The sequence below is a fragment of the Duncaniella dubosii genome, from assembly GCF_004803915.1.
GTDB classification, from domain to species: Bacteria; Bacteroidota; Bacteroidia; order Bacteroidales; family Muribaculaceae; genus Duncaniella; species Duncaniella dubosii.
In genome coordinates this window covers 84,236-98,993 of the sequence record NZ_CP039396.1, presented here as the reverse complement: position 1 = coordinate 98,993, position 14,758 = coordinate 84,236, and the positions used below count along the sequence as shown (strand labels likewise).

The 14,758-nt window shown below is 50.5% G+C and carries 5 protein-coding genes and 1 pseudogene; all 6 read left to right on the top strand.

Annotation, left to right across the window (positions count from 1 at the left end; genetic code table 11):
* Nucleotides 1-15: 15 nt before the first annotated feature.
* Nucleotides 16-1,622 (top strand): annotated as a pseudogene (locus E7747_RS00410) (polysaccharide lyase); the annotation flags it as partial.
* A 717-nt stretch (nucleotides 1,623-2,339) separates the two neighbouring features.
* Nucleotides 2,340-4,784 carry a glycoside hydrolase family 95 protein gene (locus E7747_RS00405; protein ID WP_136413373.1) on the top strand — a complete coding sequence of 815 codons (2,445 nt, stop codon included), beginning with the start codon at nucleotides 2,340-2,342 and terminating at the stop codon, nucleotides 4,782-4,784.
* A gap of 225 nt (nucleotides 4,785-5,009) precedes the next feature.
* Entirely contained in the window at nucleotides 5,010-6,455 is a 1,446-nt protein-coding gene (locus tag E7747_RS00400; RefSeq protein WP_136413371.1) for a glycoside hydrolase family 140 protein, read from the top strand.
* 39 nt (nucleotides 6,456-6,494) lie between these two features.
* On the top strand, nucleotides 6,495-10,400 hold the full coding sequence (locus E7747_RS00395) for a family 78 glycoside hydrolase catalytic domain (protein WP_136413369.1): 3,906 nt from the start codon (nucleotides 6,495-6,497) through the stop codon (nucleotides 10,398-10,400).
* A gap of 69 nt (nucleotides 10,401-10,469) precedes the next feature.
* A complete protein-coding gene (locus tag E7747_RS00390; RefSeq protein ID WP_228449211.1) occupies nucleotides 10,470-11,429 on the top strand; it encodes a glycoside hydrolase family 43 protein in 960 nt (319 codons plus the stop codon).
* Nucleotides 11,426-14,749 (top strand): MGH1-like glycoside hydrolase domain-containing protein, encoded by a 3,324-nt coding sequence (locus E7747_RS00385; RefSeq protein ID WP_136413367.1) that lies wholly within the window; start codon nucleotides 11,426-11,428, stop codon nucleotides 14,747-14,749. Before E7747_RS00390 ends, E7747_RS00385 begins: the two co-directional genes overlap by 4 nt.
* The last annotated feature ends 9 nt before the right edge of the window (nucleotides 14,750-14,758 follow it).

Here is a 14,758-nt window from a genome sequence, read left to right as displayed (position 1 = left end):
GAAACATATATTAATATGAAGAAAACAGCAGTGTTAGTGCTTGCAGCTATGGCTACGATGGACATAGCTGCCCAGTATCCCACAATTCCTGATTCAATCAAGGCTCGTGCGGCTCGTCAGGAGGCAGAATGGGACGCTCATTCCGACAAGGCTTGGGCAGAAGCATATCCCATAGTGATGAAAGAAGAGGCTGAAAACGGCCGTCCATACCGTCCGTGGGCATCGAAACCCGAAGATCTGATAAAGGCTGACATCGTGGCATTCCCCGGGGCTGAAGGTGGAGGCGCATATACTCCCGGCGGTCGTGGTGGCAAGGTATATGTGGTTACATCCCTTGCCGACAGTGGCCCCGGCACTCTTCGTGAGGCATGTGAGAAGGGTGGTGCGCGCACAATCGTGTTCAATGTCGCAGGTGTCATCAAACTGAATTCGCCAATCACTGTCCGCGCGCCCTATATCACCATCCTCGGTCAGACTGCTCCGGGCGACGGTGTATGCGTGACCGGTGCGTCATTCCTTATTGATACTCATGATGTGATTATCCGTCACATGCGTTTCCGTCGAGGCGCACAGGATGTCGCTTTCCGTGACGATGCTCTCGGAGGTAATGCCGTCGGCAACATAATCATTGACCATGTGTCAGGTTCTTGGGGCTTGATGAGAACATGTCGATTTACCGTCATGTCTACAACCGAGATTCCGAGACCGGTAAGGGAGAGAAACTACCTACAGTAAATATCACCATCCAGAACTCGATTTTCTCTGAGGCGCTTGACCTCTATAATCACGCCTTCGGTGCGACTATCGGCGGCCACAACAGCACTTTCGCCCGCAACCTCTTTGCTTCAAATATCTCCCGCAACTGCTCGATAGGTATGGACGAAGACTTCAACTTCATTAATAACGTGACCTACAACTGGTGGAATCGTTCGGTTGACGGCGGTGACCACACGAGCCGGCTCAACATTATCAACAATAATTTCAAGCCCGGACCTATCACCGAAACCAATTCGGCTAACGCTCCCATCCGCTACCGCATTGTCAAGATGGAAGCCGGACGCGACAAGGCTTTCAAAGACAAGTTTGGCAAGGCCTATGTCAGCGGCAACAAGGTGTGGGGCAACGACAAGGTGACTGCCGATAACTGGGCTGGAGGTGTGCAGATCTACAATGGCCCAGTGCCCGCCGAACGCATTGCAGAGCTTAAGGCCGACGCTCCTTTCCCTATGGCCGATGTGACCATTATGGAGACCGCTCCCGCCTATGAATATGTGCTTAAGAATGCCGGAGCTACCAAGCCCAAGCGCGATGCCGTCGACGCGCGTGTCATTAAGACCGTGAAGACCGGTAAGGCTATTTATGAGAAGGATGCCGACAAGTACACCAGCTCCACTCCCTACGTGAAGCGCCGTCTGCCTTCCGACTCTTATAAAAACGGTATTATCACCGATCCGCGTCAGGTTGGCGGACTTCCCGAATACAAGGGTAAACCCCGCGTTGACAGCGACAACGACGGTCTGCCCGACGCATGGGAGAAGAAACATGGTCTCAATCCCAACAACCCGACTGACTCAGCAAAGGATTCGGGCAACGGCTACACATGGATTGAGGTGTATGCCAATGAGCTTGCTGAATAAGACCTGAAAATTCCAACAACAGGATAATACTCCGTCGTGGTAACTCTGAACTGCGGCGGAGTATTTATTACATGATGTCTCTTCTATCTGTCAAATGGAAGATATAGTATGGTTTGACAGTAATACCAATCCCCAGATGAGAAGTACAATTAAAGTTATAGCCAGTTGTTGGTAGCATTTCTGGCGGATGCAAAAATAGACTGAAGCTATGACAAAGACTGCCACTGATGCAATAGCCATTACAATAGCCCATGTCAGATAAGATTTTTGTATTATCATGACTGCATAGGCGATTAATACGGGTATCAACAGCAAGCACAGTTGATTTAAAGTCGGATTCTTGATTTTCTGCATAATAAAACCGTAGTTATGAAATGGTTATAGCTACTTATAGAAACAAAATAAAACTAAAAAAGGTTTAAAAGCAAAATAAGAGGGGGAGAGATGGTTAAAATGATACCCGTCAAAAATTGCCGGATAGATTGTGAAGGGTAAAAATACGGGTATTGAGAATAAAAGTGTAAAATATACACTTAAAAGCCACGCCTTTAGATTGCGGGTGTCTGTCGGACGATGGACTGATTACCCTATTGAAATTTGTTTCTGCCTTATAATCTTGGATATTACAGCGAAATGATTTTACAATAAGATTTGTAGGAATGAATGAAAAACACTATCTTTGTTTACCCAAAATTATCTTCCATGAAAGTACTTTCGAAACAACTAATCATCACCGCAATCGCAATGATGGCGCTGGATGCTTCAGCGTCGCAGGAACACAAGTTATGGTACGACAAACCGGCTCAGGTCTGGACCGAGGCATTGCCTCTTGGCAACGGTCGTCTCGGAGCCATGGTCTATGGTAATCCGGGAGCAGAGCAGATTCAGCTCAACGAAGAGACAATCTGGGCCGGCCAGCCGAACAACAATGCCAATCCCGATGCACTGGAGTGGATTCCAAAGATTCGCCAGCTCGTGTTTGAAGGTAAGTATCGTGAGGCTCAGGACATGGCTACAGCTCATGTGAAGTCTCATAAAAATCAAGGTATGCCATATCAGCCATTCGGTGACCTTCGTATAACTTTCCCCGGTCATACGCGCTATGAAGACTACTACCGTGAACTGAGTCTTGACTCGGCCCGCACGGTTGTGAAATATAAGGTCGACGGTGTGAATTTCACTCGTGAAACCTTTACGTCTTTTCCAGATCAGGTCGTGATTACCCGCATTACTGCCGACAAGCCCGGCAGTGTGACATTCAACGCCTCACTCACTTCACCCCATCCCGATGTGATGATTGCCTCCGAAGGCAACGATATCACTCTTAGCGGAGTCAGCTCGAACCACGAGGGCCTCAAAGGTAAAGTAGAGTTTCAGGGGCGTGTAACTGCTGTCCCGAAGGGTGGCCGCATGTCGACAAGCGATGGGGTGATCTCAGTCGAGAACGCCGATGAGGCTGTCATCTATACTTCAATCGCTACAAATTTTAACGATTATACTGACATCACAGGAGATGAGGAAGCACGCAGCAAGGCTTATCTTGCCAAGGCTGTCACCAAGCCTTTCTCACAGGCGAAGAAAGAGCATGTCGATTTCTATCAGAAGCAGATAGGCACTTCGACTCTCGACCTCGGTCCTGACAAGTATGCCGATGTTCCGACCGACATCCGCATCGAACGATTCAAGGATACCCATGACAACCAACTTGTGGCCAACTATTACAAATTTGGCCGTTATCTGCTTGTCAGCAGTTCTCAGCCGGGCGGTCAGGCCGCGAACCTTCAGGGTATATGGAACGACAAGATGTTCCCTTCGTGGGATAGCAAATATACCTGCAACATCAACCTTGAAATGAATTACTGGCCAGCGGAGATCACCAATCTTACAGAGCTAAACGAACCGCTGTTCCGTCTCATCAAGGAAGTGAGCAAGACCGGTGCAGAGACTGCTAAAATCATGTATGGCGCTCCGGGCTGGGTGCTCCACCACAACACTGACATCTGGCGCGTCACCGGTGCGATTGACAATGCTCCTTCGGGCATGTGGATGAGTGGAGGCGCATGGCTCTGCCGTCACCTTTGGGAACATTATCTCCACACCGGCGATATTGAATTTCTCCGTGAGGCATATCCTATCATGAAGGGTGCCGGTGAATTTTTTGATGCGACTATGGTCTACGAGCCACAGAGCGGAATGCTTGTCGTAGCTCCGAGCAATTCGCCGGAAAATGCGCCCAAGGGTCACAACGCGACAACTACCGCCGGCGCTACGATGGACAATCAGCTTGTGACCGAGCTATGGAACAATATCATTACGGCTTCTACGATCCTTGATACAGACAAAGAATTTGCCAATCATCTTAAAAAGCGTGTCAACGAAATCTCGCCGATGCGAATAGGCAAGTGGGGACAGCTTCAGGAGTGGATGGGAGACTGGGATAATCCCGAGGACAACCACCGTCATGTCTCACACCTCTATGGCATGTTCCCCTCGAATCAGATTTCTCCCTTCCGAACTCCCGAACTCTTTGATGCGGCCCGCACATCGCTCATTCATCGTGGAGACCCCTCGACCGGATGGAGCATGGGCTGGAAGGTTTGTCTGTGGGCACGCATGCTTGACGGCGATCATGCCTATAAACTGATCACCGACCAGCTGACTCTCGTGCGTAATGAAAAGAAAAAGGGAGGGACATATCCCAACTTCTTTGACGCGCATCCGCCGTTCCAGATTGACGGAAATTTCGGTTGTGTGGCAGGTATCGCCGAGATGCTGATGCAGAGCCATGACGGATTCATCTATCTTCTTCCCGCTCTTCCTTCCGTGTGGCCCGACGGCGAGATTACCGGTCTCGTAGCCCGTGGCGGATTTGTGATAGACATGTCATGGAAAAACGGCCGTATCGAAAAAGTAACCGTCAAATCGACTCTTGGAGGAAACTGCCGTCTGCGCACACTCACTCCACTCAAAGGTAAGGGACTTAAGGCTGCCAAAGGTGGCAACAGCAATGTTATGTTTGCTGTCAACGAAGGTCTCGCGCCTATTATCAGCCCGGAAGCAAAGCTCAATCCTGTCGAACTGAAGAAAACCTATCTCTACGATCTCCCCACAAAAGCTGGGGAAACCTATACGCTGTTCGGAAAGTGAAATAACGACGGCTTTGCAGGGACGCTTTAAAACGCCGTAAGCGTCAATCAGGCTCAATTACGTCAATCAGTTGCGTCAATCAAAATCAACGTCAATCCCGTCTCTGAGGCTGAGTCCAAGGGGATGGAGGCGTTTTGAAGGCTGTCCCTGCAATTTCGTCGGTAAGAATCCGGCATGAATCATCAACGAATAATCTAAAATCAACGAATAATAAACCAGCGAATCATGAAAAAATTAAGCTTATTCATCTGTCTCTTCATTGCGGCGATGTCAGGCATCTATGCACAGGACCCTGTGAAGAAAGTTTATAAGCCTTGGGACAATGGAAAATTGCGTGTCTCCGACAACGGAACTTATCTTCAGCATGAAAACGGCACTCCATTCTTCTGGATGGGTGAGACAGGCTGGCTCCTGCCTGAACGTCTTGACCGCTCCGAGGCTTCCTACTATCTGAATGGTTGCCGCGAGGCCGGCTACAATGTGGTGCAGGTGCAGACCATCAACGGTGTACCGGCCATCAATTTCTATGGACAGCTTTCAAATCCCGACGGCTGGGACTTCTCTGAAATCAACAAAAAAGGAGTCTACGGTTACTGGGATCACATGGACTATATCATCAAGCAGGCTGAAAATCAGGGTATATACATCGCGATGGTCCCTATCTGGGGTGGCCTTGTGAAAGCCGGACTCATGAGCGTAGACGATGCCAAGGCATACGGCAAGTTCCTTGCCGAGCGCTACAAGGATTCTCCAAATATCATCTGGGTCATGGGCGGTGATGTCAAGGGCGACATAAATCCTGACCAGTGGAATGCGATGGCACGTACAATCAAGTCGATTGACAAGAACCATCTCATGAGCTACCATCCTTTCGGCCGCACATCGTCAATCAACTGGTTTCACAATGCAGAGTGGCTTGACTTCAATATGTTCCAGAGCGGTCATCGCCGCTATGACCAAGTGCGTGGCGACGGCGACGATACCGCACAGGCTGCACAGGCTGAGGACAACTGGCGTTATGTTGAAGCCGGTCTTGCCATGAAGCCCCGCAAGCCTATATTTGATGCCGAACCGAGTTACGAGGAAATCCCTCAGGGTCTACATGATCCTTCGCAGCCTTGGTGGAAAGCTCCCGATGTGCGTCGCTACGCATACTGGGCTGTTTTTGCAGGGGCTTTCGGCCATACCTACGGACACAATTCAATCATGCAGATGCTCAAACCGGCCAACGTCGGTGGCTACGGAGCTGTCAAGACATGGTATGAAGGTATGAAAGATCCCGGTTTCAATCAGATGAAGCACCTTAAGAATCTTATCCTTGCTTTCCCGTTTTTTGAGCGTGTCCCCGACCAGAGCATAATCGCAGGTGAGAACGGCACTCGCTACGACCGTCTCATTGCCACCCGTGGCAATGACTATCTGCTTGTCTACAACTATACAAATCGTCCGATGGAGATTGATCTCACAAAAATTTCAGGAAAAAAGAAAAACGCATGGTGGTATGACCCGAAAGACGGAAATCTTGAGTATATCGGTGAATTTGACAGCAAGGTTACACCTTTCCAGTATGACGGTGGCCACGGTGCAGGTAATGACCGTGTGCTCATAGCGGTGGATTCCGCCAAGGACTACATCGGAAAAGATTGGAAAAATCTTCCTTCCAAGAACTAATCCCTAGCATATTCACGCTATTAACAATACATTTTCATTATGATGTATCGGATTTCAACCCTGCTTCTTGCATTGCTCATCGTCACAGGTGTCAGCGCAGGTGTGAATGTCGGTTCGCTGACGACAGAGGGGCTTGTCTGTCCTCTCAATGTCGAGACGCCTAATCCGCGCCTGAGCTGGATAATCACATCGTCTGACCGAGATGTGATGCAGACAGCCTACCATATTCTCGTTGCCTCGTCGCCCGAAAAGCTCGCAGCTGGTCAGGGTGACATCTGGGATTCGGGAAAAGTTTTTTCCGACCGTTCGGTGTGGGTCGAATATACAGGCCCGAAACTTGCTGACAATACCCGCTGCTACTGGAAAGTGAAAGTATCGACCACACGTGGTGACTCGTCTTGGAGCCCTCAGGCAGAGTGGGGGATGGGTATTGTCGGCGAAGGACATTGGGGCGGACGCTGGATAGGATGGGAAGGCCCGTTCGAGTGGGATATCGAAGACTCCCACAGCCGCATGAGTTCCCGTTATCTCCGCAAGGAGTTCAACAGCGAGAAAAAGGAAATCAAGCGTGCAACCGCCCATATTTCAGGTCTCGGTCTCTATGAGCTCTATATCAACGGACAGAAAGTTGGCGACGATGTGCTCGCGCCCGCTCCGACTGACTATCGCCGGACAACACTCTATAATTCCTACGATGTCACTGACCTTCTTAAAGGCAACGGTGAGGCAAATGCCGTCGGCGTGACTCTTGGCAACGGCCGTTTCTATACAATGCGCCAGAACTATAAGCCTTACAAGATTCCTACGTTCGGCTATCCGAAGATGCGCATGAACATGATTATCGAGTACACCGACGGGACAAAGCAGCGTGTCAACTCAGATGAAAAGTGGAGTCTCACAGCCGAAGGGCCTATCCGCAGCAACAATGAGTATGACGGTGAAATCTATGATGCCCGCCTCGATCTCGGCGACTGGACAAAGCCGGGCTACGATGATTCGAAATGGCTGAAGGCTCAGCGCGCGGAGCTTCCTTTCGGTACACTCCGTGGCAATACCGCCCCCAACATGAAGGTCATGAAAACTCTCACTCCCAAGAGTGTCCGCAAGCTCGGTGACCGTTTTATGGTTGATTTCGGCCAGAATATGGCCGGATGGGTCAAGATAGCAGTGTCAGATGTTGCCAAGGGCGACACTGTCGTTATCCGCTACTCCGAGCGTATCTCGCCTGACAGCACCCAGCTTGATGTCGAGAATCTCCGTCATGCGCAGAGCACCGACCGCTACATAGCCAACGGCACTGAAAATGGAGCGAAGTGGAGTCCGAAGTTCTCATATCACGGTTTCCAGTTTGTTGAGGTTACAGGTGTCAAGGACCTTAAGCCGGAAGACATCGTGGCAGAGTTCGTTTACGACGCTCTTCCTGACAACGGCTCTTTTGCCAGCTCAAACAAGACCATGAATGCTATCCACCGCAACGCATGGTGGGGTATAGCCAGCAATTATAAAGGTGTGCCCGTGGACTGTCCCCAGCGCGACGAGCGTCAGCCGTGGACAGGCGACCACAACATGGGAACATGGGGCGAAAACTTCCTTTTCGACAATGCCAATATGTATGCCAAGTGGATGGACGACATGCGCGAGTCGCAGCGCGAGGACGGCTGTCTGCCCGACATCGCTCCGGCGTTCTATAATTACTACACTTCCGATATGACATGGTCATCAACACTGCCCGTCGTGTCAGATATGATTTATGAACAGACCGGTAATCCGCAGCCAATCATCCGCAATTATGATGCGATGAAGAAGTGGATGAACCATATCAGGACTGATTTTACAAACAAGGACGGTCTTATCACGGCCGACAAATATGGCGACTGGTGTGTCCCGCCTGAAAAGCCTGATATGATCCACAGTCAGGATCCGGCCCGCAAGACTGACGGCACTCTGATAGCTTCCGCTTATTATTATAAGATGTGTCAGCTGATGGCCAAGTTTGCCCGCATACAGGGGCTCGATGCCGAGGCTTCAGCATGGGAAAGCGATGCCGACAAGGTAAAGGATGCTTTCAACAGGCAGTTCCTGACTGTCAAGAAAGGGACTTCGCCTGTCAAGACTCCACATATCCTGTATCCCGACAGCATTTTCTACGGCAACAATACTGCTACAGCCAATGTGCTGCCGCTCGCATTTGACATGGTGCCCGAAGAATATCGCCAGCCGGTGGCCGATAATCTGATAAAGACTATAATCGAAACCAACAAAGGGCATATATCTACCGGTGTCATCGGAGTCAACTGGCTCATGCGTGAACTATCGCGCATCGGACGCGGCGATGTTGCGGCTATGCTTGCCTCCAACACTTCCTATCCGAGCTACGGCTACGAGATTTCAAAGGGCGCTACTACTATCTGGGAACTTTGGAACGGCGACACCGCCAGCCGGAAGATGAACAGCAACAACCACGTCATGATGCTCGGAGACCATCTGAACTGGTATTATCAGGATCTCGCAGGTTTCAATCCTGCTAAGCCGGGCTACAAGGAGATTCTTCTCAAACCCGACTTCTCGATTCAGCAGCTCGACAGCGTGAACGCATCCTACCGCACACCTTACGGCCTGCTTGCAAGCCGTTGGGTCAAGACTCCGATGCACATAGAATGGCGTGTCGAGATTCCGTGCAACACCACGGCTGTGCTTTGTGTCCCGACTCCCGACAAAAAGGCTGTGAAAGCCCCGGGAGCGAAATATATGCGTTCTGAAGGTCTGAATTCATACTGGAGTGTAGGCTCTGGAGTATATAATCTTGACATAAAGGTTGATCCCTCCTTGGGCGACAAGCGCAAAGGTATTCTCAATGACGAGTTCCTCTATGAAACCGCCTCATTCCCTGAATGTCATGGCGCTACCATCGTAGAGCTTGACAACGGCGATCTTGTGGCTTCGTTTTTTGGCGGAACAAAGGAGCGCAATCCAGATTGCGTGATCTGGGTATGCCGTAAACCAAAAGGTGCTACCGAATGGAGCGAGCCTATGATTGCAGCTGATGGCGTATTCGATCTCAATGACCCCAATATCAAGCTTGCAGGTCTTTCAGGCATCAACGCCGAGACAACTCCGGCTACAGCCGGGCCTGTCGGTCCGCATTTCAAGGGCGATATCAACAATGCGCGCCGCAAGGCATGCTGGAATCCGGTGCTTTTCCAGATTCCCGGTGAAAAGGAACTGATGCTGTTCTATAAGATAGGTTCAAGCGTGGGTGACTGGACCGGATGGGTAGTCCGGTCGACCGATGGGGGAAAAACGTGGAGTGACCGCGAGCCTCTCCCCGAAGGCATCCTTGGTCCGATCAAGAATAAGCCGGAATATATCAACGGACGTATCATTTCGCCGAGCAGCCGTGAAGGCAACGGCTGGCGTGCATGGATTGAAATCAGCGATGACAAAGGCAAGACGTGGCACACAGCCGGAGCGCTTCCCTCGGATTCGGCAATACGCACCGACCGTACAGAGCCCGAACCAATCTATGCGATTCAGCCGAGCATCCTGCGTCATTCCGACGGCCGTCTGCAGATTCTTTGCCGCACACGCAACTCAAAGATTGCGACAAGCTGGAGCAGTGACAACGGTGACACTTGGACTCCCGTCACGCTCATCGATATGCCCAACAATAATTCGGGAACTGATGCCGTGACTCTCAAAGACGGTCGCCATGTGCTTATCTACAATGATTTCGCAACTCTTCCGGGAACACCTAAAGGTGTCCGCAATCCTCTTTGTGTGGCCGTTTCAGACGATGGAATCCATTGGGAGAATGTCATGACGCTTGAAGACAGCCCTGTCAGTCAGTATTCTTATCCGAGTATCATACAGGGTAAAGACGGCAAGTTGCATGCAATATATACGTGGCGTCGTCAGCGTGTGAAATACGCGGGACTTGATTTATAAAAAACTCATAACAACAATAATCAACAGTAGGGATGCGGTGTCGCCGTGTCCCTACAGAATTTAACCATCATGAAAATATTTGCAGCAGCTATAGCGACAGTCGGGCTTGGTCTTGGCCTCTATTCGTGTAGTTCGGGTGCTAACAAGACTGAAACGCAGCCCGAAAACGATTTATATATGTTCACATCGTTCCACGAACCAGCCGACGAAGGTTTGCGCTTCCTTTACAGTGAGGACGGTATTCACTGGGACAGTATCGCCGGCACATGGCTCAAGCCAGAAATCGGCATGAACATCATGCGCGACCCTTCGATTGTTGTCGGTCCTGACAGCACTTATCACCTTGTGTGGACAATTGCGTGGAAGGGTGATACGGGATTCGGTTATGCAAGCTCCAAGGATCTTATCAATTGGAGCGAGCAGCGTCGCATTCCGGCAATGGATTCGATTGCATCTACCCAGAATCTGTGGGCGCCCGAACTTTTCTATGACGATGTTAAGGATCAGTTCATGATCATATACGCCTCATGTGTCGTTGATGCCGGATTTGATGTTGGCATCGAGGATGAGAAAAACAACCATCGTCTCTACTACGTCACCACAAAAGATTTCAATACATTCTCCGAGCCGAAACTTTTCTATGATCCGGGATTCAGCTGCATCGACGCTACACTCGTGAAGCGTGGCACTGATGACTATGTGATGGTGGTCAAGGACAATACTCGTCCCAACCGCAACATCAAGGTGGCTTTTGCAAAGTCGGCCGAAGGTCCTTACTCTCCTGCTTCAGAGCCGTTCACAGAGTCTTTCACCGAAGGCCCGTCGGTAGCCAAAGTCGGAGATGACTACTACATCTATTATGATACTTACAGAAAATTCATCTACAGCGCCCACAAGACAAAGGACTTTGTGACATTCACTGATGTTACAGACAGTGTGAGCGTACCAAAGGACCACAAGCACGGCACTATATTCCGCGCTCCGCGTTCGGTAGTCAAAAACCTTATTGAAGCAAGCAATAAAAAATGAAGCTGACAAAATTAGTCCTCGTATCGGCAGCCTGTCTGACAGCCTTCGGGCTTACTGCCGAGGAACGCATACATTATACAGGGACAAAACTTTCGAATCCCAACCGTCACGACGGAGCACTTTCGCCGGCTGTCGGCGTGCACAATATCCAGACTATGCGTGCCAACCGTCGCTATGACCTCTATTCGCCGAACGATAACGGCTGGACCTACAATCATCAGCCGATGATGGCATACTGGAACGGCAAGTTCTACATGCACTATCTTTCCAATCCGGTCGACGAACACGTAGGCGGAGGCCGCACTCTGCTCCAGACCTCCGAAGACGGTTACAACTGGAGTGCTCCTCAGATTCTTTTCCCTGTCTACCCCGTCCCCGACGGTTTTAAGAAGGAAGGAATCGATGCCGTAGCTTCAGGTCAGGACGCAGTTATGCACCAGCGTGTCGGATTCTATGTGTCGAAATCAGGCCGTCTGCTTGCAATCGGCAACTATGGTATCGCCCTTCATCACAAGGATGATCCAAACGACGGCAACGGAATCGGACGCGTGGTACGTGAGATCTATAAGGACGGCTCGTTCGGCCCGATATATTTTATCTACTACAATCACGACTTCAACGAGAAGAATACAAATTATCCCAACTATAAGAAAAGTAAGGACAAGGGTTTTCGTGAAGCTTGTGAGGAAATCATCGCCAATCCGCTTTACCGCATGCAGTGGGTCGAGGAGGCCGACCGCAACGATCCGATGATTCCTCTTGCAAAACCATACAAGGCATTCTGCTGGTACACGCTCCCCAACGGTGACATAGCATCACTCTGGAAACATGCGTTGACTTCTGTGAGCAAAGACGGAGGCAATACATGGGCCGAGCCTGTGGAGCGCGCCAAAGGATTTGTCAACAGCAACGCGAAAATCTGGGGACAGAAACTGAGCGACGGCACTTATGCCACCGTATATAATCCATCGGAATTCCGTTGGCCGCTCGCAATCTCCCTCAGTTCCGACGGTCTTGACTACACTACGCTTAATCTTGTTCACGGTGAAGTGCCGCCTATGCGCTATGCCGGCCAATACAAGTCGTTCGGTCCGCAATATGTGAGAGGCATTCAGGAAGGCAACGGGAATCCTCCCGACGGTGACCTTTGGGTGACATACAGCGTCGGTAAAGAAGACATGTGGGTGGCACGCGTGCCTGTCCCTGTCGAGCTTGTGGCTACGGGACATGCCGATGAGAATTTCGGCAATTTCAAGTCGCTTTCCGATCTCACGATGTGGAACATCTATTCACCCGTATGGGCTCCCGTTTCGCTTCAGGAGAAAGATGGGAAAACATGGCTGACTCTTGCGGACAAAGATCCGTTTGACATATCGAAAGTGGAACGAAAGATTCCGCCGACACGTGAGCTTTCTGTCGAGTTTGACCTTATGGCCGATCAAAACGATTATGGCAACCTGCTAATCGAGTTCGTTGATGACGAGGGAACAGCCTGCGCACGTCTTGACCTCACGCCGGAAGGAGAATTCCGTTCGAAGGGTGGAGCGCGCTACGGCAAAATCCTCAACTACGAACCCGGAAAGCCATATCATGTGAAAGTCGACCTTTCGCTCGACAACCGCAATTCGACAGTCTATATCAACGGAGAAAAGAAGACTACACGAATGCTTTTCGCTCCTGTCAAGGAGGTTGAGCGCGTGGTATTCCGCACAGGTCCACACTCTAATTTCCCCAATGTCGATACTGAGGCCGACCAGCACAACGACATGCTCCGTGCCAATGACGTAGACAAGGAGGCCGTCTACCGTATCGCAAACTTCAAGAGCTCGTCGCGTGACATTGACGGCACTGCATCTGTCTTGAAATACGATGATTTTTCACATCATGCCGATTATTTCAATGACATGGAGGATGAGAACATCGCACAGGCAATTCCCAATTCGGAATCGTCGGAGTGGATGAAGGAAAACATACCTCTGTTCGAATGTCCCGACAAGGATATGGAAGAGATGTATTATTACCGTTGGTGGACTCTGCGCAAGCACATCAAGAATACTCCTGTAGGCTATGGAATGACGGAATTCCTCGTTGATCGTAGCTATGCAGACAAATACAACCTGATTGCATGTGCCATCGGCCATCATATCTATGAAAGCCGCTGGCTGCGCGACCCTAAGTATCTCGACGGCATCATCAACACATGGTATCATGGCAACGACGGTCAGCCTATGGCCAAGATGATGAAGTTCAGCTCGTGGAATCCTGATGCAGTCTATAACCGTTACCTTGTCGATAGTGATCTTGACGCACTCGCCAAGATGTATCCTGACCTGAAGGCCGAATATGCCCGATGGGAAGAGCAACACCGTCTGCCAAACGGACTGTACTGGCAGGGCGATGTGCAGGACGGTATGGAGGAAAGCATCAGCGGCGGCCGCAAGAAGAAATATGCGCGCCCGACCATAAACTCCTATATGTATGGCAATGCCAAGGCTCTTGCCTCCATAGCTGAAAAGCTTGGCAAGAAGGATGAACAGGAACTTTACGAGAAGAAAGCTGAAGAAATCAAAAAACTTGTGCAGTCACGTCTATGGAATAAGGATCACGCCTTCTTTGAGACAGTCAGAGGCGACACTTGCGCACAGGCACGCGAGGCCATCGGCTATATTCCTTGGTATTTCAATCTTCCCGACAAGGGTAAATATGATGAGGCTTGGCTTCAGCTCAATGATGAGAATGGCTTCTCAGCTCCTTATGGTCTTACGACTGCCGAGCGCCGTCACCCTGAATTCCGCACGCGCGGTGTGGGTAAATGCGAATGGGACGGTGCAATCTGGCCATTTGCCTCTGCCCAAACTCTGACCGCACTTGCCAACTATCTGAATACCGAAGAGAATCCGGTCGTCACCGACAGCACTTATTTCGCTCAGATGAAACGCTACGTCGAGTCGCAGCACCATCGTGGCCGTCCCTATATAGGCGAGTATCTCGACGAGGTTACAGGCTATTGGCTGAAGGGTGATCAGGAGCGTAGCCGCTACTATAATCACTCGACATTCAACGACCTCGTCATAACCGGTCTCGTCGGTCTGCGCCCGCGCAACGACAATACCATTGAGGTCAATCCCCTTGTCCCCGAAGGCGAATGGGACTGGTTCTGCCTTGACAATGTCCCCTATCATGGCCGAAATGTCACTATCCTCTGGGATAAGGACGGTCAGCGCTATCACAAAGGCAGCGGTCTGCGTGTCTATGTCGACGGCAAGGAAGTCGGCCATGCACCGTCGCTTGAGCGTCTTGTCTGCAAGGATGTCCTCTAATCATCAATA

Coding starts and splice junctions, on each gene's coding strand:
- E7747_RS00405 (WP_136413373.1), top strand. CDS start 2,340: ATGAAAGTACTTTCGAAACAACTAATCATCACCGCAATCGCAATGATG.
- E7747_RS00400 (WP_136413371.1), top strand. CDS start 5,010: ATGAAAAAATTAAGCTTATTCATCTGTCTCTTCATTGCGGCGATGTCA.
- E7747_RS00395 (WP_136413369.1), top strand. CDS start 6,495: ATGATGTATCGGATTTCAACCCTGCTTCTTGCATTGCTCATCGTCACA.
- E7747_RS00390 (WP_228449211.1), top strand. CDS start 10,470: ATGAAAATATTTGCAGCAGCTATAGCGACAGTCGGGCTTGGTCTTGGC.
- E7747_RS00385 (WP_136413367.1), top strand. CDS start 11,426: ATGAAGCTGACAAAATTAGTCCTCGTATCGGCAGCCTGTCTGACAGCC.